Genomic DNA, 19,549 nt, shown 5'->3' on the forward strand with positions numbered 1-19,549 from the left:
CCGAACCATGACATCGAGCAGCACACCGCGCTATCGCGGCATCTTCCCCGTCGTCCCGACGACGTTTTCCGAGACCGGCGAGCTCGACCTCGCGAGCCAGAAGCGCGCGGTCGATTTCATGATCGACGCGGGCTCGGACGGGCTGTGCATCCTCGCGAACTTCTCCGAGCAATTTGCGATCACCGATGACGAACGCGACGTGCTCACGCGCACGATCCTCGAACACGTCGCCGGCCGCGTGCCGGTGATCGTCACGACGTCGCACTACAGCACGCAGGTATGCGCGGCGCGCTGCCTGCGCGCGCAGCAGCTCGGCGCGGCGATGGTGATGACAATGCCGCCGTATCACGGCGCGACGTTCCGCGTGCCCGAAGCGCAGATCGTCGACTTCTTTGCGCGCGTGTCGGATGCGATCGACATCCCGATCATGATCCAGGATGCGCCCGCGAGCGGCACCGCGCTGTCCGCGCCGTTGCTGGCGCGGATGGCGCGCGAGATCGAGCAGGTCTCGTACTTCAAGATCGAGACGCCCGGCGCCGCGAACAAGCTGCGCGAGCTGATCCGGCTCGGCGGCGACGCGATCGAAGGTCCGTGGGACGGCGAGGAGGCGATCACGCTGCTCGCCGACCTGCATGCCGGCGCGACCGGCGCGATGACGGGCGGCGCATATCCGGACGGCATCCGGCCGATCCTCGAGGCGTGGCGCGAAGGGCGGCAGGACGACGCGTACGCACGCTACCAGGCGTGGCTGCCGCTGATCAATCACGAGAACCGCCAGTCCGGCATTCTCACCGCGAAGGCGCTGATGCGCGAAGGCGGTGTGATCGCGTGCGAGCGGCCGCGGCATCCGATGCCGGAACTGCATCCGGACACGCGCGCGGAGCTGCTTACGATCGCGCGCCGGCTTGATCCGCTCGTGCTGCGCTGGGCGCACTGACCGAGTAGCGAAGGAGGAACGCAGATGAGCAAGGTGATTTCGCTGGGCGTGATCGGGATCGGCAAGATCGCGCGTGACCAGCATTTGCCGGCGATCGCCGCCGAACCGGGCTTCGCGCTGACCGCCTGCGCGAGCCGTCACGCGGAAGTCAACGGCGTGCGCAATTATCCGGAACTGGGTGCGCTGCTGGCCGCCGAGCCCGAACTCGAGGCGGTGTCGCTGTGCGCGCCGCCGCAGGTGCGCTACGCGCAGGCACGCGCGGCGCTCGAAGCCGGCAAGCACGTGATGCTCGAGAAGCCGCCGGGCGCGACGCTGGGCGAAGTGGCCGCGCTGGACGCGCTCGCGCGCGAACGCGGCCTCACGCTGTTCGCGACCTGGCATTCGCGCTGCGCGAGCGCGGTGGAGCCGGCGCGCGCGTGGCTCGCGACGCGGACGATCCGCGCGGTGCAGGTGCGCTGGAAGGAAGACGTGCGGCGCTGGCATCCGGGGCAGCAGTGGATCTGGGAGCCGGGCGGCCTCGGCGTGTTCGATCCCGGCATCAACGCGCTGTCGATCGTCACGCGGATCCTGCCGCGCGAGCTCGTGCTGCGCGAAGCGACGCTCTACGTGCCGAGCGACGTGCAGACACCGATCGCGGCCGAACTCGATTGCGCCGATACGGACGGCGTGCCGGTGCACGCGGAATTCGACTGGCGGCACGGCCCCGTCGAGCAATGGGAGATCGCGGTCGACACGTCGGACGGCGTGCTCGCGATCAGCCGCGGCGGCGCGCAACTGTCGATCGCCGGCGAGCCGGTCGAGATCGGCCCGCAGCGCGAGTATCCGGCGCTGTATGCTCACTTCCGCGCGCTGATTGCGCGCGGCGAAAGCGACGTCGACGTACGGCCGTTGCGCCTCGTCGCCGACGCGTTCCTGTTCGGGCGGCGCGTCGGGACCGACGCGTTCGGCCGCTGAAAACGTGCCGGCGCGCCTCATCGCGAGCGCGACCGTGTACGACGAATGTTGAAGACCCAAGCCAATACAAGGAGACACCGCATGAACCGCACGACTCGCCGACACACCCTGCGCGCACTGTTGGCCGCGCTTTGCCTCGCGCCGCTCGGGATGCAGGGCGCCGCGCATGCCGACGCGCCGCTGAAGATCGGCTTCCTGGTGAAGATGCCCGAGCAGGCATGGTTCATCAACGAGCAGAACGCGGCCGCCTCGCTCGGCCAGAAGGAGAACTTCTCGGTCGTGAAGATCGGCACGCCGGACGGCGAGAAGGTGCTCGCCGCGATCGACAACCTCGGCTCGCAAGGCGCGCAGGGCTTCGTGATCTGCGCGCCCGACGTGCGCCTCGGGCCGGCGATCGCCGCGCGCGCGAAGCGCTACAACATGAAGTTCGTGACCGTCGACGACCAGCTCGTCGACTCGACCGGCAAGCCGCTGTCGAACGTGCCGCATCTCGGGATGTCGGCGATCAAGATCGGCAACCAGGTCGGCCAGGCGATCGCCGACGAGATGAAGCGGCGCGGCTGGAAGCCTGAGGAAGTCGGCGCGCTGCGCATCACCAACTACGAGCTGCCGACCGCGAAGCTGCGCACCGACGGCGCGACGCAGGCGCTGCTCGCGAACGGCTTCCGCAAGGAGAACATCTTCGACGCGCCGCAGAAGACGACCGACGACGAAGGCGGCTTCAGCGCCGCCGCGCCCGTGCTCGCGCGCCATCCGAACGTGAAGAAGTGGGTGGTTTACGCGCTGAACGAGGAAACCGTGCTCGGCGCGGTGCGCGCGACCGAACAGCTGCACATCCCGGCGGCCGACGTGATCGGCGTCGGCATCAACGGCGCGGGCGAAGCCTTTGCCGAATTCCAGAAGAAGGAGCCGACCGGCTTCTACGGGACGATCGCCGTCAGCTCGACGAACCACGGCAAGGACAGCACGCAGAACCTCGTCGACTGGATCCGCAACGGCAAGACGCCGCCGGCCGACACGCAGACGAGCGGCAAGCTGATGACGCGCGCGAACTGGCAGGCCGTGCGCGCCGAGCTCGGCATCTGAGCGTGCGAGGCGACGACGCGATGACGATGCAGACGATCACGGCCGTGTCCGGCAACGATGACGCGGCCACGCGCGGCGCCGCCGCGCCGCCGCCCGGCGGCGCGCTGCTCGCGCTCGACGGGATCACGGTGACGTTCCCGGGCGTGCGCGCGCTCGATGCCGTGTCGCTGTCGGTGCGTGCGGGCGAAGTGCACGGGCTGATGGGCGAGAACGGCGCGGGCAAGTCGACGCTGTTGAAAGTGCTGTCCGGCGTGAACCAGCCGCAGGCCGGCACGCTGACGTTGAACGGCACGGTGCAGCGCTTCGCGTCGACGCGCGCCGCGCTCGAGGCCGGCATCGCGATCATCTACCAGGAGCTGCATCTGGTGCCGGAGCTGACGGTCGCGGAGAACCTGATGCTCGGGCAGTTGCCGAGCCGGCTCGGCGTGGTCGACGAGCGCGCGCTCGCGGTGCGTGCGCTCGATGCGCTGGAGCGCCTCGGCGAGCACATCGATCCGGACATCCCGGTGAAGTATTTGTCGATCGGCCAGCGCCAGATGATCGAGATCGGCAAGGCGCTGATGCGCGACGCGCGCGTGATCGCGTTCGACGAACCGACGAGCTCGCTGTCCGCGCGCGAGACGACGCAGCTGTTCCGGATCATCCGTTCGCTGCGCGCGGAAGGGCGCGCGATCATCTACGTCACGCACCGGATGGAGGAAGTCGACGCGCTGTGCGACCGCGTGACGGTGTTCCGCGACGGCCGCCGGATCGAGACGTTCGAATCGGTCGCCGACCTCGATCGCGACCAGCTGATCGGCTGCATGGTCGGCCGCTCGATCGAGGACGTGTACGGCTACCGGCCGCGCACGGCCGGCGACGTGATGATCGAGGCGAAGGAACTCACCGGGCCCGGCTTGTCCGAGCCGGTGTCGTTCGCCGCGCGCCGCGGCGAGATCGTCGGCTTCTTCGGGCTCGTCGGCGCTGGCCGCTCGGAGCTGATGAAGCTGCTGTACGGCGCGACGCGCCCGAGCGGCGGCCACGTCGAGCTGGGCGGCAAGCGCGTCGCGTTTTCGAGCCCGCGCCACGCGGTGCGCGCGGGCATCGCGCTGTGCCCGGAGGATCGCAAGCAGGAAGGCATCGTCGCGATCGCGTCGGTGGCCGACAACCTGAACATCAGCGCGCGCCGTCATTTCAGCCCGGCGCGCGTGCTGCTCGACGCGCGGCGCGAACGCGACCTCGCGCAACGCTACATCGAGCGGCTCGCGATCAAGACCCCCGATGGCGACACGCCGATCGGCGCGCTGTCGGGCGGCAACCAGCAGAAGGTCGTGCTCGCGCGCTGGCTGGCCGAGCGCATCGACGTGTTCCTGATGGACGAGCCGACGCGCGGCATCGACGTTGGCGCGCGCGCGGAAATCTACAACCTGTTCTACGAACTCGCGGAAGCGGGCCGCACGGTGATCCTCGTGTCGAGCGACCTGGCCGAGGTGATCGGCGTGTCGGACCGGATCATCGTGATGAAGGAAGGACGGATCGCGGGCGAAGTCGCGAAGGCGCAGGCGACGCCCGACGCGCTGATCAAGCTCGCGCTGCCGCGCTAGCGCCGTGCAGTCAACCGGAAAGCAACTGAACTGATATGAGCCAGGCAATGCAACCCCAACGCACTTCCCCGTCCCCGGATGCCACGGCCGCGCCCGCGCGAGCGCGCGGCGGCGTGTGGCAACTGATCAACCGCTCCGGCATCGTGATGGTGTTTCTCGTGCTGTTCGCGACGCTGTCGCTGACCGTGCCGGACTTCCTCACGCCGCGCAACATCCAGGGCCTCTTGCTGTCGGTCACGCTGATCGGTTCGATCGCGGTGACGATGATGTTCGTGCTCGCGCTCGGCGAAGTCGACCTGTCGGTCGCGTCGATCGTCGCGTTCTCGGGCGTGGTCGCGTCGACGCTGATCACCGCGACGCACAGCGTCGTGTTCGGCACCGTGGCCGGCATCCTCGCGGGCGGCGCGGTCGGGCTCGTGAACGGCGTGCTGATCGCGCGCTGGCGGATCAATTCGCTGATCGTCACGCTCGCGATGATGGAAGTCGTGCGCGGGCTCGCGTTCATCACGTCGAACGGCGACGCGGTGATGATCTCCGAGGAGCGCTTCTTCGAACTCGGCGCCGGCTCGTTCCTCGGCATCTCGTACCCGATCTGGAGCAACATCGTCGGCTTCGTCGTGTTCGGCTTCCTGCTGCGCAAGACGGTGTTCGGCAAGAACGTGCTGGCCGTCGGCGGCAACGGCGAGGCCGCGCTGCTCGCGGGGCTGCCGGTGATGCGCATCAAGATCGCGGTGTTCGTGCTGCAGGGGCTCGTGACCGGCTTCGCCGGTGTGATGCTCGCGTCGCGGATGAGCCTCGGCGACCCGAAGACGTCGGTCGGCCTCGAGCTCGGCGTGATCTCCGCGTGCGTGCTCGGCGGCGTGTCGCTGACGGGCGGCGTCGCGACGATCTCCGGCGTGCTGGTCGGCGTGCTGATCATGGGTTCCGTGCAGGACGCGATGAGCCTGTTGAACGTGCCGACCTTTTACCAATATCTGATACGCGGCGGAATTCTGTTGCTCGCGGTGCTGTTCGACCAGTATCGTCGCAACCAGCGGCGCGCGATGAAGATCTGACCTGGCGAATGCGCGGCCGCGAGCGAATACGACAGATATCGGGAGACGGCATGCAACAGATTCATCCGGGCGCGGCAGCGCTGCTGGTCGACAGCCGCAACGCGCTCGGCGAAGGCGCGACGTGGTGCGACGCGACGCGCTCGCTGTACTGGACGGACATCGAAGGCGCGCGGCTGTGGCGTTGCCGCGCGGACGGTTCGGGCCTCGCGCACTGGCCGATGCCCGAGCGGCTCGCGTGCTTCGCGCTGACGAACGCGCCGGACGTGGTGCTCGTCGGGCTCGCGACGCATCTCGCGTTCTTCGATCTGCGCAGCGGCGCGTTCACGCGCATCGTCGACGTCGAGCCCGATCTACCGACGCGGCTGAACGACGGCCGCTGCGATCCGTTTGGCGCATTCGTGTTCGGGATGAAGGACGAAGGCGGCGACCCGCCGCGCGCGGTCGGCAGGTTCTACCGGCTCAATCCCGACCTCACGCTCGAACGGCTTGCATTGCCGGCGGCCGCGATCGCGAACAGCATCGCGTTCTCGCCGGACGGCTCGAAGATGACGTTCTGCGATTCGATGGTGCGCGAGATCCTCGTGTGCGATTACCGCGCGGACGGCGATGTCGCGAACGTGCGGCCGTTCGCGCGGCTGACCGATGCGGACGGCGACCCGGACGGCTCGACGATGGATCGCGACGGCGGCCTGTGGAACGCGCAGTGGGGCGGCCGGCGGGTCGTGCGCTACGGGCCGGACGGCGTCGAGACGGACCGCGTGGCGGTGCCGACCGCGCAGCCGAGCTGCGTGGCGCTTGATGGCGAAGGTCGGCTGTACGTGACGAGTGCGCGTGTTGGGCTGAGTGACGACGCGCTGGCGAGCGATGCCGATGCCGGCGGCGTGTTCGTCGCGCAGACGCGTCATGCGGGGCTGCCGACGGCGCGGTTTGCGGGGATGCCCGCCAGGTGAATAGCCGGTATCGACGCTGGTTCGTCTCGGCTAGCGGGAATGGATACGGTTGGTCCGGAAGAGACGTCTTGCACTCGATTGAGCGGCCCTCGTCATTCTGCGTCACGCTTGATTGGATTCCGTGGCGTACTGCACGCACCCGTTCGACCAATGCTACGCAATGAGCTGAGTTCGGGCGCTGCGCGTCCACGGCGTGGTGAACGCCGCGCGGAGAGCTGATCGCGCTGTGCGCATGGCTAACTCGGGCGGGACGTTATCCTTCCTCTGTCCACCGCGGGTTGCCGTATTCCTCCAACCACATCCATCGGCCGGGTTCAAAGAGGTTCGTGTATTGCTCTCGTTGTGCTTGCTCCCAAGAGGTCAACTTGCGAACGTCAGGGAATTTTTGCCCTTTTCGCACCAGTAACCGATGGGACTCCGATGTTTTGCTGTATCCCTGCCATATCCCCGTTTCAGGGCAGAGCATGCCCGTGCACAGATTCATTTCCCCATATTTCTGCCGCTTCGCTTGTTGCTCTTCGAGACGGCGTTGCTTGCGTTCCTCAGGCGTCAGGATTTTGTATGCGCGGCTTATCCTAACTTCATCAAGGAAGGGCGGAGATGACCCGTCGGGGGATATGACGTAAAAAAGTGAAACATCTACCGGAAATTTACTGCCGGGAACATCTTTCGATCGATACCGATAACCTTCCAAATTCGGTTCGCTCGGAGTATGTCCACCAACCTGATTTCCGTATTCACGTCGCCCATTCCCATCAACCCAATAGTCCTCTAGTTGGAGAAGCGATTTGATTTCCGTGTCCGACAGGCTGGCAGCCCTTGCGTCAAGGACAATTCTTACTCCGGCCGGGACAATTTTTACTTTATCTCGATTGTCGCTGTTGTCCTCTGGGTCGTCGCCTGTGGAAAACTCAATCTTCGTACCCCGTAGCGCGCGATTTTGGTATTTATAAAGAAACCCTTTTGCAGGATGGTGCGTCCACGTCGTGTAGTTTGTTCCAAAGACAATATGTTTCGGATCGTACGGCGCATCGTCACGCAGGATCGCCATTGCTGTTTTGAGAATGGTGCGCAGCACGACACGCTGCTCTTCGTCTGTCGCCTGCATTTCAAATCCCTCGCCCAATGGCGTGAAGTGAAGCATCGTATTCTCCTGTGCATGTGCCGGGGTTACGCACGAAAGCACGATCAGGACGATCCCAATAGGCTTGCACCACTTCCGCACACGCATAAGCATCTTCTTCATGTAACTGGCTCCGGTATCCGTCTTCGAAACTCGCCATCTTGGCCGCCGTTTCCGGCGACACTCTCAACAACTTGCACACCTCGGCCTGTGCAATCGGCACGTCGGGCTTTACATAGGCTCCGCGTGGCTGATTTTGCATGTACGAAATCATCCAGTAATAGTGGAAAATCAACATGCGATGAAGTCCCGTGGCAATCCGTGCATCCTCGGGAATTTTTGTTTTCGCTGCGGCCTCAAAAATCTCTTTTGGACAGTTGGTCTTGTATACGTGCATTGCACTCGAGAACATCGCATAGTCGCTCGAATGTTGTTGAAGCAGGGCCATCATCCAGAATGTTTGCTGACAATGTCGCGCTTCGTGATAAAGCGTGTCTGCGAGCGTCTTCAGGGTGCCATCCAAGGCGGCATCATTTTTTCTCGCCGCCATGATCTTCCTGATTTCTGCCTCTTGAACGACTATCGTCCACCTTAATGTGGAAAACGATGCACTTACATCCGAGCGCATGTTGTATCGGGACTGACCTTCCTTTTCATTAACAATATCGAACTTGGGAAATCCGCCATTTGACCTCATCTGGTCACCTGAAGAACCTCTTGGCAATCCATACGGCCCCGCCGCAAGGGCGGTATTCAATACATTGCCAACCGCAAGCGCGATACTTTCCTTTGCCTCATCCGATATCTCTCCACTCGACGTATTGAACCTACCCCACCCAATCCCCTTGAGCGCCTTCTTGATCGCCGCCGTATAAGCCTTCGTCACTGGATACTCGACATCCCGGCGCACCGGCATATCGAGCGGCGTATCGCCCTGTTTCGCTCCGCCGATGAAGTGATGGAAGCGCAACCCGAAGTTGAGCGGATCGCATGCGGCGAATGCTGGCCGCTGGCTGCCGGACGTAGCCCCCCGTTCCGGGGTGCTGACCTCCCTACCCCTGATCGTCGCCGTGCGCTTGTCGGCATTCGGCGCCCTGACGGTGTAGGGCGCCGTGTTCTCGCGCACGATGGCGGCCTGGTTTACCGCAATCACCTTGTCCGTCGCGCTCGCCGCCAGCAGCTCCACCGTGCCGAACGCGATGTCATGGCTCGTCACCACGTCCGTTTCGCCCAGTTCGTTGCTCACCCCGTCGACCACGCGTCCGTTGTCCAGCGTGATCCGGTACGGCTGGTTCGGCAGAGCAAATCCGCTGCCGTGCTCCAGCAGCACAAACTGCGCGGCGTATCGCCCGGGGTGTTCCGGCGTGACCGGCACGTGCATCGGTCGCACCTGTGCATGATCGGTCTGATGACTGCCAGCATGGATCGTATGCTCGCCTGCTGTTCGCACCACATATCCCCGATCGCTGATGCGTACCTCCGTCCTGCCGGCGTGCAGCACGATTTCCTTGGCCGCATGCAAATGAATGGTGTCAGCCGTGCTCGTGAGCCGGATTGCCTTCCTGGCGGTGACGTCGACGCCATCGGTCTGCGCGTCGATCCGCACTTTCCCCGCAGCGGCGACGAGCGCCATGCCCGCCTTGTGCACGAACAGCGAAAACGCATTCGACACGCTCGCAAACAACGAACGCCCCACCGCGATACCGACATGCCGGCCGCTCGTCACCGCCACATCCTCGCTGCTTGCGATATGCGTGCTCCGCTCGGCCGCCATGCTGATTCCGGCCGAAGCGGTCAGTACGATGTCGGGTTCGGCCAGTTCCGGAAAGTGGTCCGCGCCACCGGACGGCGTGCCCCGAATTGCTTCGTTACGCGCGTTGATCGCCCGAGGGACGTCGCTCTGATCGGCGCCCGGTGGTTGCGCGTCGTGCCGTTGCGCCAGATCCGTCAGGCTTTTCTGCAGATCGCGCGCCTGCGTCAGCCGGCTGACAGCCTCTTTGGCGGCCTTCGCGTGACCGGGGCCGCCCGGTTGGCCGTCGGTCGACACCAGCAAGCCCTTCAACGCACGCACCACGCCCCAATCGTCGGTGCGAAGATCGAAGCCCTTGCCGCGTGCATCCGCACGCCCGTTCTTGCGCGTGATACGGCGAAGGTTGCCCAAGCTCAGCACAGACGCGCCGGCATCGCTCGCGATCTGCGTCTGGATTTGTTCCTGCGTGTCGTCGATCGCGAGATGACCGGATGCGGTACCGTGAAATTCCCGTCCCCGGATCACGGACATCGCATGGTTGTGCGGCAGATCGAGCGCAGGCTGTCGGAATGCGTTGACCGCGCTGCCGATAATCACCGGCAAATCGGGGTCGCCATGGTAGTGCGACACCGCGACCTCATGACCGATGCGCGGGACGAACGTCGCCCCCACGTCCATGCCTTGCCACGGCGACAGCACGCGCAGCCAGATACCGGAATGCTCGTCGTGCGTGCCCTGCCGGTCCCACGCGAATTGCACCTTTACGCGGCCGTATCGGTCCGTCCAGACTTCCTGTCCGGCCGGACCGACGACGGTCGCTTGCTCGGGCCCGCTCAGGATCGGCTTACGGACACTGCGCGCCAACCGGAACGGCTCGTTCGTCGGCAACAGTTCGAATTGCGCATCGACGCGACAGGCCTGCTCGTCACTGGTGCGCTGCGCGACGGCCTCGATATCGAGCGTGCACGATACGACGAGGTACTCGCGATTTGCCGCCTGCTGCGGATAGCCGGTCAATGTAAAGGTATGCCCGACCGCGAGGCCGCGCAGGTTCCCTTGCCCGTTTGCGCGCAGCCCCTTGCAACGCTGCGCCTCCAGCTGCACGCGCGCGAAGTGCCGCGCCTCGCGCTCCGTATCGTTCGGTTGACCCGTCAGCCCTGACGCGCCCGCGAGCGGCTGACTGTAATCGCCCCAGCCGTAGATCTCGCCGTCGGCGCTTGCGCTCGGGCGAGGGTCTTCCACCGTCGCGGCCAGATCCGCCCGCGGGCGCGTGTAGTCGTAGTCTGTCACGCTCACGCCGCCCGGCGTCAGACGGCTGGTCACGGACAGCGTGTGGATGTGTTCCTCGTCGATGCGCTGCGCGCCGGGCGGTCGATAGCGCAACGTCGCGTAAGCGGCACGATGGGGCCGATGACCGCCCATGGAGTCACACAAGACCAGACGATGACGACCGCCGTCGTGTTCGAACCACCACCAGATTCCCCATTCTTCCCAGAGGCGTTGCAGGAATGCCCAATCCGATTCGAACGCCTGCCGCTGCACGTCGCGTGTCGGATAGGCGCCCCGGAATGCGCCCAGGCGCTTGTCGACGGGATACGGATATTTCGCGAGTACCGCGTCGGTGACGTCGACGACGGTCATGTCCTGGAACAGACGGCAATCCTGCGTCAGCGCCGCGCGATAGAGCCACGGGCGCAGCTCCAGTTCGTACAGAATCGCATCGCGATCCTGTCCGGCCACTCGTGCCGCTTCGACCAATCCGCTGATCTCACGCGTTCCGGCGCCCGTGTTGTCGTGTCCAGCGGCGCCGACCAGCTCCGGAATGAGCCGCCCTCTGCCTTCGAGCTGGATCGACACCGTCACTTCCGTGCCGACGATCTTGTCCAGATCGACATCGGCCGCGTGACTGGGGGAGAACGCATAGGCGTCGTCGGTTCGGAGCGTGACGAGGTAGCGGCATGCATCGAGACAGCCAATGGTTTCGGTGCCTTGCAAGCGGACTGGAGCGAAGACCGGTAGTGCGTCCATCCCCCAGGTCGGCAACGATGCGCCGGCGATCGAAAGCGTGCGGTCCTGAGCAAAAATCGCCATTCATTCCGCCCCTGGGGCTCGTGGGCCAATGACGATTGCGCCGCAGCCGGTTGCGTCGCCACGATAAGCGACACGCCGCCCCCGGTGCGTGCGCGGCCCGCTTGCCAGCAGCGGAAACATGCCGCCGCATTTCGGGCACGTCACGCCGTGGCCGTCGAGCGCCACCCCGACGCCGAGATGTTTCAGGTCATCGGCCGCTTCGGCGACGATGCCGCCATGATCGGTGGCGTCTCCCAGGCGGACCATCTCACGGCCTTGTGCGTTTTTCATCGATAGTCGTGCGAACAATGAAGCCGTCCTTTTACCTCGTCACGACGGGCTGCACAATTTTCAAGATAGGAATCGGCTTCTTTCGGAAATTTAATTGGTATACCGACGTATGGATTCGTACTTATACGAGGTAGTCGGGCGCGTGAAGGCATGCCGAGCGCGATGTCATGACGATGCGTTCACCCCCCTGCCTGCTGGTAAGATGGCCCGCAATTCCATCCCGCCCGCACCATGAGTTCCGCACCGACCAAGCCCGCGCAGCCGAAGAACACCGCGAAGAACACCGCGAAGAACACCGCGAAGAACGCCGCCCGCGCGACGGGCGACAAGCCGAAGGCGCGCGCGCCGCAGCGCCTGACCTACGTGATCGGCGGTCTCGACCGGCTGCTGCGCCGGCATATGACCGACGCGCTCGCACCGCTCGGCATCACGCTCGCGCAATACACGGCGCTGTCGGTGCTCGAGGCGCGCGGCGCGTCGTCGAATGCGCAACTGGCCGAACGCTCATGGATCACGCCGCAATCGGCGAACGAGGTGATGAGCGTGATGGCCACCCGCGGTTTCGTCACACGCGAGGCCGACCCGTCGCACGGCCGCATCATCCTGCTGACGCTGACCGACGCAGGCGCGGCGATGCTGCGTGAATGCGAGGCCGTGCTGCGCCCGCTCGAGACGCGCATGCTCGGCGACATCTCCGCCGACGACGCCGCGCACGTGCAGCGCGCGCTCGAACTGTTCTCGCGCAACCTGCGCGGCTGACCGCCCCCCCTTTTCGAGCCTTCACGGCGCGGGCCGCACGGCCCGCGTTCGCTGCGCCGGTCGCCTGACCGTTCCCCGATTCCGTCGTTTCCCCCGCTTTGCGCTCCGGGTTTACACCGGCGCTCGTGCCGCTTGCAATATCAGGTAGCCTGATATTAAATGAAGTCGTCCGCAGCAGGAATGCTGCGCACCGAATCGCACAGGAACGAACGACAGGAACAGACATGAGCAAGTACGACAACCGCTGGCAGACCGTTGAAGTGAACGTGGAGGCCGGCATCGCGTGGGTGACGCTGAACCGTCCGGACAAGCGCAACGCGATGAGCCCGACGCTGAACCAGGAAATGCTGCAGGTGCTCGACGCGATCGAGTTCGACGACGACGCGAAGGTGCTGGTGCTGACCGGCGCGGGCAGCGCATGGACGGCCGGCATGGATCTGAAGGAATATTTCCGCGAGATCGACGGCGGCTCCGACGCGCTGCAGGAAAAGGTGCGGCGTGACGCATCGGAATGGCAGTGGCGCCGTCTGCGGATGTACAACAAGCCGACGATCGCGATGGTGAACGGCTGGTGCTTCGGCGGCGGGTTCTCGCCGCTCGTCGCGTGCGACCTCGCGATCGCGGCGGACGAAGCGGTGTTCGGGCTGTCGGAGATCAACTGGGGCATCCCGCCGGGCAACCTCGTCAGCAAGGCGATGGCGGACACGGTCGGGCATCGCCGCGCGCTGCACTACATCATGACCGGCGACACGTTCACCGGCGTCGAGGCGGCGGAAATGGGCCTCGTGAACAGCAGCGTGCCGCTGGCCGGGCTGCGCGACGCGACGATCGCGCTCGCCGCGCGGCTGATGGACAAGAACCCGGTCGTGCTGCGCGCGGCGAAGCATGGCTTCAAGCGTTCGCGCGAACTCACGTGGGAGCAATGCGAGGATTATCTGTATGCGAAGCTCGACCAGGCGCAGTTGCGCGATCCGGAGCGCGGCCGCGAGCAGGGGCTGAAGCAGTTCCTCGACGACAAGGCGATCAAGCCGGGCCTGCAGGCATACAAACGCTGACATCACCGCCGACGCAACCACAAGAGACAGGCAAGGCAGGAGACGACATGACCGACAGACGGATGCTGATCGCGGGCGAGTGGTGCACCGCCCGCGACGGGCGAACCTTCGACCGATTCAACCCCGCGACGGGCGCGCTTGCGTCGCGCGCGCCGGCGGCCGGCCCGGCCGACGCCGACGCGGCGATCGACGCCGCGCACCGCGCGTTTCCCGCCTGGGCGGCCCTCGCGCCGACCGAGCGGCGCCGCCGGCTGCTGAAGGCGGCCGACCTGATGGACGCGCGCATCGACGAATTCATCGCGACCGGCGTCGCCGAAACCGGCGCGACGCCCGGCTGGCTCGGCTTCAACGTGACGCTCGCGGCGAACATGCTGCGCGAGGCCGCGTCGATGACCACCCAGATCGACGGCGACGTGATCCCGTCCGACGTGCCCGGCAATCTCGCGCTCGCGATGCGCGTGCCGTGCGGCGTGGTGCTCGGCATCGCGCCGTGGAATGCGCCGGTGATCCTCGGCACGCGCGCGCTGGCGATGCCGCTCGCGTGCGGCAACACGGTCGTGCTGAAGGCGTCCGAAGCGTGCCCGGGCGTGCACGCGCTGATCGGCGCGGTGCTGGACGACGCCGGGCTCGGCGCGGGCGTCGTCAACGTGATCACGCACGCGGCGGCCGATGCGCCGGAACTCGTCGAGCGGCTGATCGCGCATCCGCACGTGAAGCGGATCAACTTCACCGGGTCGACGCACGTCGGGCGCATCATCGCGCGCCACGCGGCCGCGCACCTGAAACCCGTGCTGCTCGAACTCGGCGGCAAGGCGCCGGTGCTCGTGCTCGACGACGCGGATGTCGACGCAGCCGTCGACGCGATCGCATTCGGCGCTTTCTTCAACCAGGGGCAGATCTGCATGTCGACCGAGCGCGTGATCGTCGCGCGGCCGATCGCCGATGCGCTCGTCGAACGGTTGGCCGCGAAGGCGCGCACGCTGGTCGCCGGCGATCCGCTGGCCGGCCATCCGCTCGGCACGATGGTCGACGCGGCGGCGGCCGCGCGCGCGGCGTCGCTCGTCGAGGATGCCCGTGCGCACGGCGCGCGCTTGCCGCTCGGCTGCCGGATCGACGGCGCGACGATGCAGCCGGCGATCGTCGACGGCGTCACGCGCGACATGCGGCTCTATCGCGAGGAATCGTTCGCGCCGGTGGTCGCGATCCTGCGCGCGGACAGCGACGACCAAGCGGTCGCGCTCGCGAACGACAGCGAGTTCGGGCTGTCGGCGAGCGTGTTCAGCCGCGATATCGCACGGGCGATGACGCTCGCGCGACGGATCGAGTCGGGGATCTGCCACATCAACGGGCCGACCGTGCACGACGAGGCGCAGATGCCGTTCGGCGGCACCAAGGCGAGCGGTTACGGCCGCTTCGGCAGCCGTGCGTCGATCGCCGAATTCACCGAGCTGCGCTGGATCACCGTGCAGACCACGCCGCGGCATTACCCCATATGAGCGAGGCCACGATGAAGGTAGCGACGCCCGCGAGCGGGCCGGTGAACGACACGGGCGGCGTGCGCTATCGCGCGGCGGCCGTCGCCGTCGGCGCGGCCGAGATTCGCCGCGCGGAAAACGGCACGTGGTACCTGCGTTCGCGCGAACCGCTCGGCGACTACCCGACGCGCCTGACCGACTGCCTCGTGCGCGGCGCGCAAGCGCACCCCGATCGCGTGCTCGCCGCGCGGCGCGGCGCCGACGGACGCTGGATCGAGATCACCTACGCGCGGATGCTGGAGCGCGCTCGCGCGCTCGGCCAGGGCCTCGTCGATCTCGGGCTGTCGGCCGAGCGTCCGCTCGCGGTGCTGTCCGGCAACGATCTCGAGCATCTGCAACTGATGTTCGCGGCCATGCTGGCCGGCGTGCCGTACGCGCCGATCTCGCCCGCGTATTCGCTCGTGTCGACCGACTACGGCAAGCTGCGCCACACGCTCGGCGTGCTGCGCCCGGGGGCGGTCTTCGTCGCCGAACGCGCGCCGTTCATGCGTGCGCTCGACGCCACGTTGCCGGCCGATGCGGCGCTGATCGTCGCACGCGACGACGATGCCGGCGCGCACGGAAAGGGCCGCGCGGTGCCGCTCTCGCGTTTGCTCGCGACGGCACCGCGCACGATCGACGCGATCCATGCGGCGATCGGCCCCGATCATCTCGCGAAGATCCTGTTCACGTCCGGTTCGACGAAGCAGCCGAAGGCGGTGCCGACCACGCACCGGATGCTGTGCAGCAACCAGCAGATGCTGCGCCAGACGATGCCCGAGCTCACGCGCGAGCCGCCGGTGCTGGTCGACTGGCTGCCGTGGAATCACACGTTCGGCGGCAGTCACAACCTCGGCATCGCGCTGTACAACGGCGGCACGCTGTACATCGACGACGGCCGCCCGATGCCGGGCCGCTTCGACGAAACCGTGCGCAACCTGCGCGAGATCGCGCCGACGATCTACTTCAACGTGCCGAAGGGCTGGGAAGAGCTGACCGTCGCGCTCGAACGCGATGCCGCGCTGCGCGACACGTTCTTCTCGCGCGTGAAGCTGTATTTCTTCGGCGGCGCGGGGCTGTCGCAGGCCGCGTGGGACCGGCTCGACCGCGTGACCTACGCGCATTGCGGCGAGCGCATCCGGATCATGGCCGGCCTCGGGATGACGGAGGCGTCGCCGTCGTGCCTGTTCACCACGGGGCCGCTGATGCGTGCCGGCTACATCGGGCTGCCCGCGCCTGGCTGCGACGCGAAGCTGGTGCCGTGCGGCGGCAAGCTCGAGCTGCGTTTCAAGGGGCCGAACGTGATGCGCGGCTACTGGCACGCGGACGTCGATCCGCGCGACGTGTTCGACGACGAAGGGTATTACCGCAGCGGCGACGCGGGGATCTTTGCCGATCCGCAGCGGCCGGAACTCGGGCTGCAGTTCGACGGGCGGCTGACCGAGGACTTCAAGCTGAGCAGCGGCACCTTCGTCAGCGTCGGGCCGTTGCGCGCGAACGCGGTGTCGAGCGGCGCGCCGTACGTGCAGGACGTGGTCGTCACCGGGATCAATCGCGACGACATCGGGCTGCTCGTGTTTCCGCGCGTCGACGCGTGCCGCGCGCTGGCGGGGCTCGCCGCCGACGCGCCGGTGTCCGACGTGCTGCGCGCGCCGGCCGTACGCGCGGCGTTCACGACGTGGCTTGCCGCGCTGAACCGGCATGCCAGCGGCGGCTCGACGTTCGTCGCGCGCATCCGGTTGATCGACACGCCGCCGTCGCTCGATCTCGGCGAAGTGACCGACAAGGGTTCGCTGAACCAGGCGGCCGTGCAGCAGCATCGCGCGGCGACGATCGACGCGCTGTACGACCCGGCGCGGCGCGATCCCGACGTGATTTACGCGTAGGCAGTAAGCAGTAGGCAACAAGCAGGCACAACGACCGGCCGGCCACGGCACCGGCAGGCACGCTTGCGGCCAGTGGATCAGGCTGCCTGATAAAGGCAGCCGTTGTCGGACCGACGGACTACAAGACATGGAATTGGAGACAGATTGACGTCCTCCTCCGTCTGCTAAAGGCGGAGGATTCCCACAGCTGGCGATGCACGTCCGCATCGGAGAATGTTCAGCGCAGCGTTGGTATCTCGATCATGCACGACACCACATCCACTGCAGGCCCACTGTCTTATTCGCAGTCCCGCGATACCTTTCGGCCGCGTCGTGCTGTCTTTCGACCCGCACGCCGAACAGGACTGGGTAGAACCGCTTTCGTCCACTTCCTCGAACGTGGCCCCGTGCGCGATCGCTTTGTAGCGGAGCTTGTTTCGGAAGGACGACCAGGACGCGTCGTAGACGCTCTTCGCCATCCTGGTTCTGGCAAGTTTGACGGCAGACACATTGCCAACCGCGATGTAATCGAAACGCCGCACCAGATCGAGCGCGAGCTTATGCTGGAAATCGGCACGGGCATTCGCGACCTTGGCGTGCAGCTTCGCGATATGTCGCTTGTGCTTTCGCGCCCGTTGAGCTTTCGCCAGTTTCTCCGCCGCGCGTCGGCCGAATCCGTCATTGGGCAGCTTCTCGCCGGTCGAAAGTGTGGCGAAGTCTTTCAAGCCGAGATCGATGCCGACACCGGAACGGATCGGGCGGGCCTGCACATCGGGCATCTCGATCACGATGTTGAGAAACCAGTTGCCGCGTGCATCCTGCGCAAAGTTGGTCCCGTCCTTGATCTTGCCTTCGGGAAGCGGTCGGCTGTTGAACACGCGGAAGGTGTTGCCGGCGAAACGGAACGCGTCACCCTCGCGCTTCAGGTCACGCCCCTTCAGCGGCACCCAGCCCAGCGATTTCCTGCCGCGATAGCGCAGGTAGGGACGTCGGTGCTGGCTGCGCGACTTCGCGTATTGCTCGCACGTCGCGTTGATCGTGCCGGAGTGGATGCCGAGCGCCTTGCTGCTCCCCGTCGTCAGCACGTTCAGATCGAATCCCGTCGGCCATTTCTTGCTCCACTTGAGCGCGTGCTTCTGCGTGTCATTGCAGAAGTTCCAGACGTAGTTCACCGCACGGCTCTGCTTGTTGAGCAGTCCGTTGAGCGACTTCACGCGGTAGCGGTAGACAAGAATCATGCCGGTGATCCTAACCCGTGGAAGAAGCTGCCTGTCAACAGCCATCCTTTCCTTCCCGCCATCAATGGCGAGGTTTCTCGGAGCAATTCGTGATGAACACTTACGTTGCCGAAAAATCCACGGTCGCGACCACGCTCGCGCTGTGTTTCGCGGTCGCACTCCTCGAAGGGCTCGACCTGCAGTCGGTCGGGGTCGCAGCGCCGCGCATGGCGCATGAGTTCGGGCTGACCGTGTCGCAGATGGGCATCGCGTTCAGCGCGGGCACCTTCGGGCTGCTGCCGGGCGCGATGCTCGGCGGGCGGCTCGCCGACCGGATCGGCCGCAAGCGCGTGCTGATCGCGTCGGCCGTGCTGTTCGGGCTGCTGTCGATCGCGACCGCGCAGGTGTCGAGCTTCTGGATGCTCGTCGTCGTGCGCGTGCTGACCGGCCTCGGCCTCGGTGGCGCGATGCCGAACCTGATCGCGCTGTCGTCCGAAGCGGTCGAGCCGCGCTTGCGCAGCAGCGCGGTGGCGACGATGTATTGCGGCATTCCGTTCGGCGGCGTGATCGCGTCGCTGATCGGCGTGCTGCTCGCCGGCGACACCGAATGGCGGCACATCTTCTACGTCGGCGGCGCCGGGCCGCTGCTGCTCGTGCCGCTGCTCGCGTGGTGCCTGCCGGAATCGCGCGCGTATCTCGATGTCGCCGGCACGCCGGCCGCGCGCACCAGCGTCGCGCACACGCTGTTCGGCGACGGCCGCACGACGTCGACGTTCGCGCTGTGGATCAGCTACTTCTGCACGCTGATCGTCCTCTACTTCCTGCTGAACTGGCTGCCGTCGCTGATGGCCGCGCGCGGGCTCGACCGTGCACATGTCGGCCTCGTGCAGATCGCGTTCAACGTCGGCGCGGGACTCGGCGCGCTCGGCATCGGCGCGGCGCTCGACCGGATGCGCGCGTCGCGCGTGGTCGGCGGCATGTATGTCGGGATCGTGCTGTCGCTTGCCGCGCTCTCGGCCGCGCCCGGCTTCGCATCGCTCGCGGCGGCCGCGTTTGCCGCCGGGATGTTCGTGGTCGGCGGGCAGTCGGTGCTGTATGCGCTCGCGGCGATCTATTACCCGACCGCGATGCGCGGCACGGGCGTCGGCGCGGCGGTGGCGGTCGGGCGGCTCGGTTCCGTCGTCGGGCCGCTCGCGGCCGCGACGCTGCTGGCCGCAGGCCGCAGCGCGCCGGTCGTGATCGGCGCGAGCATCCCGGTCACGCTCGTCGCGGCCGTCGCCGCGCTGGTGCTGATTCGCCGCCCGCAAGCCGGCGACTGACTTTCACGGTTTTTCGATGCG

At 66.4% G+C, this 19,549-nt stretch carries 15 protein-coding genes; 11 read left to right on the plus strand and 4 right to left on the minus strand.

Annotation, left to right across the window (positions count from 1 at the left end; all coding sequences use genetic code 11):
• Window positions 1–7 precede the first annotated feature (7 nt).
• From FFI87_RS17035 to FFI87_RS17060, 6 genes are all read left to right on the plus strand, one after another.
• Complete coding sequence (locus FFI87_RS17035) at window positions 8–937, plus strand: dihydrodipicolinate synthase family protein (protein ID WP_138849739.1); 930 nt, start codon at window positions 8–10, stop codon at window positions 935–937.
• Between the two features lie 24 nt (window positions 938–961).
• Window positions 962–1,891: a Gfo/Idh/MocA family protein gene (locus tag FFI87_RS17040; RefSeq protein ID WP_012367125.1), complete on the plus strand. Its 930-nt coding sequence runs from the start codon at window positions 962–964 to the stop codon at window positions 1,889–1,891.
• A gap of 81 nt (window positions 1,892–1,972) precedes the next feature.
• The gene (locus FFI87_RS17045; protein WP_012367124.1) at window positions 1,973–2,977 is read left to right on the plus strand and encodes an arabinose ABC transporter substrate-binding protein; all 1,005 of its coding nucleotides are present in this window, start codon (window positions 1,973–1,975) and stop codon (window positions 2,975–2,977) included.
• A 20-nt stretch (window positions 2,978–2,997) separates the two neighbouring features.
• Window positions 2,998–4,560: an L-arabinose ABC transporter ATP-binding protein AraG gene (gene araG / locus FFI87_RS17050; protein ID WP_012367123.1), complete on the plus strand. Its 1,563-nt coding sequence runs from the start codon at window positions 2,998–3,000 to the stop codon at window positions 4,558–4,560.
• A 35-nt stretch (window positions 4,561–4,595) separates the two neighbouring features.
• Complete coding sequence (gene araH, locus FFI87_RS17055) at window positions 4,596–5,615, plus strand: L-arabinose ABC transporter permease AraH (RefSeq protein WP_011659859.1); 1,020 nt, start codon at window positions 4,596–4,598, stop codon at window positions 5,613–5,615.
• 50 nt (window positions 5,616–5,665) lie between these two features.
• Entirely contained in the window at window positions 5,666–6,565 is a 900-nt protein-coding gene (locus FFI87_RS17060; RefSeq protein WP_138849738.1) for an SMP-30/gluconolactonase/LRE family protein, read from the plus strand.
• Between the two features lie 253 nt (window positions 6,566–6,818).
• On the opposite strand, the gene FFI87_RS17065 is transcribed toward FFI87_RS17060, so the two are convergent.
• Genes FFI87_RS17065 through FFI87_RS17075 form a run of 3 tightly spaced genes read right to left on the minus strand, consistent with a single transcriptional unit; the run spans window position 6,819 to window position 11,799 of the window.
• Window positions 6,819–7,709, minus strand: coding sequence for a hypothetical protein (locus tag FFI87_RS17065; protein ID WP_261378601.1), 891 nt, complete (start codon window positions 7,707–7,709; stop codon window positions 6,819–6,821).
• Complete coding sequence (locus FFI87_RS17070; RefSeq protein ID WP_138849737.1) at window positions 7,675–11,529, minus strand: type VI secretion system Vgr family protein; 3,855 nt, start codon at window positions 11,527–11,529, stop codon at window positions 7,675–7,677. Before FFI87_RS17070 ends, FFI87_RS17065 begins: the two co-directional genes overlap by 35 nt.
• On the minus strand, window positions 11,530–11,799 hold the full coding sequence (locus tag FFI87_RS17075) for a PAAR domain-containing protein (protein WP_138849736.1): 270 nt from the start codon (window positions 11,797–11,799) through the stop codon (window positions 11,530–11,532). It abuts the gene before it with no gap.
• Between the two features lie 231 nt (window positions 11,800–12,030).
• On the opposite strand from FFI87_RS17075, the gene FFI87_RS17080 reads away from it, so the two are divergent.
• The 4 genes from FFI87_RS17080 (at window position 12,031) to FFI87_RS17095 (ending at window position 17,013) form a co-directional block, all read left to right on the plus strand.
• The gene (locus tag FFI87_RS17080; protein ID WP_138849735.1) at window positions 12,031–12,558 is read left to right on the plus strand and encodes a MarR family winged helix-turn-helix transcriptional regulator; all 528 of its coding nucleotides are present in this window, start codon (window positions 12,031–12,033) and stop codon (window positions 12,556–12,558) included.
• A 224-nt stretch (window positions 12,559–12,782) separates the two neighbouring features.
• The gene (locus tag FFI87_RS17085) at window positions 12,783–13,613 is read left to right on the plus strand and encodes a p-hydroxycinnamoyl CoA hydratase/lyase (RefSeq protein ID WP_011659856.1); all 831 of its coding nucleotides are present in this window, start codon (window positions 12,783–12,785) and stop codon (window positions 13,611–13,613) included.
• A 47-nt stretch (window positions 13,614–13,660) separates the two neighbouring features.
• Window positions 13,661–15,109 (plus strand): aldehyde dehydrogenase, encoded by a 1,449-nt coding sequence (locus FFI87_RS17090; protein WP_138849734.1) that lies wholly within the window; start codon window positions 13,661–13,663, stop codon window positions 15,107–15,109.
• An 11-nt stretch (window positions 15,110–15,120) separates the two neighbouring features.
• Window positions 15,121–17,013, plus strand: a complete 1,893-nt coding sequence (locus FFI87_RS17095; protein ID WP_409995116.1) for a feruloyl-CoA synthase — start codon at window positions 15,121–15,123, stop codon at window positions 17,011–17,013.
• Between the two features lie 164 nt (window positions 17,014–17,177).
• On the opposite strand, the gene FFI87_RS17100 is transcribed toward FFI87_RS17095, so the two are convergent.
• Window positions 17,178–18,230 carry an RNA-guided endonuclease InsQ/TnpB family protein gene (locus FFI87_RS17100; protein ID WP_138849732.1) on the minus strand — a complete coding sequence of 351 codons (1,053 nt, stop codon included), beginning with the start codon at window positions 18,228–18,230 and terminating at the stop codon, window positions 17,178–17,180.
• 92 nt (window positions 18,231–18,322) lie between these two features.
• On the opposite strand from FFI87_RS17100, the gene mhpT reads away from it, so the two are divergent.
• Window positions 18,323–19,528 (plus strand): 3-(3-hydroxy-phenyl)propionate transporter MhpT, encoded by a 1,206-nt coding sequence (gene mhpT, locus FFI87_RS17105; RefSeq protein ID WP_138849731.1) that lies wholly within the window; start codon window positions 18,323–18,325, stop codon window positions 19,526–19,528.
• The last annotated feature ends 21 nt before the right edge of the window (window positions 19,529–19,549 follow it).

It is taken from the genome of Burkholderia sp. KBS0801 (assembly GCF_005937855.2).
GTDB classification, from domain to species: domain Bacteria; phylum Pseudomonadota; class Gammaproteobacteria; order Burkholderiales; family Burkholderiaceae; genus Burkholderia; species Burkholderia ambifaria.